The sequence below is a fragment of the Stenotrophomonas sp. P5_B8 genome (assembly GCF_054049855.1).
Genome location: NZ_JBFULO010000507.1, coordinates 1 through 2440 on the forward strand (window position 1 = coordinate 1; position 2440 = coordinate 2440).

Annotated in this window: 2 protein-coding genes; one reads left to right on the plus strand and one right to left on the minus strand. The window is 64.4% G+C overall.

The features are described 5' to 3' along the window. Positions 1-1542 (minus strand): energy-dependent translational throttle protein EttA (ettA, locus tag ACXJKH_RS18670; protein ID WP_457321600.1); only part of this gene is annotated, 1542 nt, incomplete at its 3' end. 237 nt (positions 1543-1779) lie between these two features. Between ettA and ACXJKH_RS18675 the strand changes: the two genes are divergently transcribed. Further along, entirely contained in the window at positions 1780-2244 is a 465-nt protein-coding gene (locus ACXJKH_RS18675; protein WP_457321602.1) for an RcnB family protein, read from the plus strand. Positions 2245-2440 lie beyond the last annotated feature (196 nt).

A 2440-nucleotide genomic window follows, 5' to 3' on the forward strand; every position in this document is an offset into this window, starting at 1 on the left:
GGCCAGGATGTGGGTCGCGATGCGATCCAGGAACCAGCGGTCATGCGAAATCACGAAGGTGTTGCCCGGGAACTCCAGCAGCGCATCTTCCAGCGCACGCAGGGTTTCGATGTCCAGATCGTTGGACGGTTCATCGAGCAGCAGCACGTTGCCACCCTGCAGCAGGGTCTTGGCCATGTGCAGGCGGCCACGCTCACCACCGGACAGCGAACCGACCAGCTTCTGCTGGTCCTGGCCCTTGAAGTTGAAGCGGCCGATGTAGGCGCGCGACTGGATCTCCACGCCATTGATGTTGAGGATGTCCAGGCCGCCGGCGATTTCCTGGAAGACGTTGTGGTTGCCCTCCAGCGCGTCGCGGCTCTGGTCCACATAGGACAGCTTCACGGTCGGGCCGACCACGATCTCGCCGGTATCGGGCTTTTCCTGGCCGGTGATCATCTTGAACAGGGTCGACTTACCGGCACCGTTGGGGCCGATGATGCCCACGATCGCGCCACCGGGCACCAGGAAGTTCAAGTCGTCGAACAGCAGGCGGTCGCCGAACTTCTTGGAGACGTTCTTGAATTCCATCACCGCATTGCCCAGGCGCTCGCCCGGCGGGATGAAGATTTCATTGGTCTCGTTGCGCTTCTGGTAATCCACCGACTGCAGTTCTTCCAGGCGGGCCAGACGGGCCTTGCCCTTGGTACGGCCGCCCTTGGCATTCTGGCGCGACCATTCCAGTTCCTTCTGGATCGCCTTCTGGCGGGACTTTTCCTGGTTGTCTTCCTGACGCAGGCGGTCGTCCTTCTGGGTCAGCCAGTCGGTGTAGTTGCCCTTCCACGGAATGCCGCGGCCGCGGTCCAGTTCCAGGATCCACTCGGCGGCGTTGTCCAGGAAGTAGCGATCATGGGTGACGGCCACGACGGTGCCGGTGTAGCGCGCCAGGAACTGTTCCAGCCATTCCACGGACTCGGCGTCCAGGTGGTTGGTCGGTTCGTCGAGCAGCAGCATGTCCGGCTTCTGCAGCAGCAAGCGGCACAGCGCCACGCGGCGCTTTTCACCGCCGGACAGGGTGCCCACGACGGCCTCCCACGGCGGCAGGCGCAGGGCATCGGCCGCCACGTCCAGCTGGTTTTCCAGGGTGTGCGCATCGCCGGCGGCCAGGATCGCCTCCAGGCGCTCCTGTTCCTTGGCCAGCTTGTCGAAGTCGGCGCCTTCCTCGGCATAGGCCAGGTAGACGGCGTCCAGCTGGGCCTGGGCCTGCAGCACTTCGCCGACGCCTTCCTCGACCGCTTCACGCACGGTCTTGGTCGGGTCCAGCTCCGGTTCCTGGGCCAGGTAACCGACCTTGATGCCGGCCTGCGGGCGGGCTTCGCCCTCGAAGTCGGTGTCCACGCCGGCCATGATCTTCAGCACCGTGGACTTGCCGGAGCCGTTCAGGCCCAGCAGGCCGATCTTGGCACCCGGGAAGAACGACAGCGAGATGTCCTTGATGATCTGCCGCTTGGGCGGGACCACCTTGCTGACGCGGTTCATGGTGTAGATGTATTGCGAGGACATGAGGTCTCCGAAGGCGCAACCCTGAGCCCGTTCCGAGCGGAACAGGAACAGATGGATAAAAGGGGTACCCCCGATTATAGCCGGAAGCGATGACAGCCGCCGGTGGCCCCATGGGGCGGGGCTTGCCGCCGCCTGAATGGGCGGTCAAACGGCATAAACTGGAAACCGTTTCCAGCCGGAGACCGTTCAGATGACCTGCGCATGATGGAGCCATCAATCCACCAAGCGAGGCCAATCATGAGCATCAATCGATTTGTGGTCGGGGCCGTCGCCTCGCTGCTTGCCCTGGGTGCAGTGGCCCCGGCCTTCGCCGACGACGACCATCGTKGCCGTGGGCATGACCGCCACGACCGTCATGACGATCGCCGTTACGACCGTCATGATCGCCGCGACTGGCGCGATGACCGCCGCGAGGCGCGGCATGATCGCCGCTACTACGACAACCGCGGCCACTACCGCCCGGCGCCGCCGCCGCCGCGCGTGGTCTATCGTCCGGGACCCGGTCGCGGCTATGGGTGGGCGCGCGGTCACCGCTACAACGAGTACTACCGTGGCCCGGTCTACGTGGTCAACGACTACAACCGCTACTCGGTCCGTCGCCCGCCGTATGGCCACCACTGGATCCGCGATGACCGCGGCAACCTGCTGCTGGTCGCCATCGCTACCGGCATCATCGCCGACTACGTGATCAACAGCCGGTAAGCCGGCAGTTTCTGGCCACCTCATGCGGCGCCCTCCGGGGCGCCGTATGTCGTTCGGATATCGCGTGGCATGGCTTGGAAGAGCTTCTTCTTCTATGTGCGTTCCATGCGCTTGGCGTGCGTTGAGCTTTTTCAGACGCGGCCGTCGGTGGGTCGGGCGCTGGGCCCCCATGCCCTTGGAGGCGAAATAAAGGAGG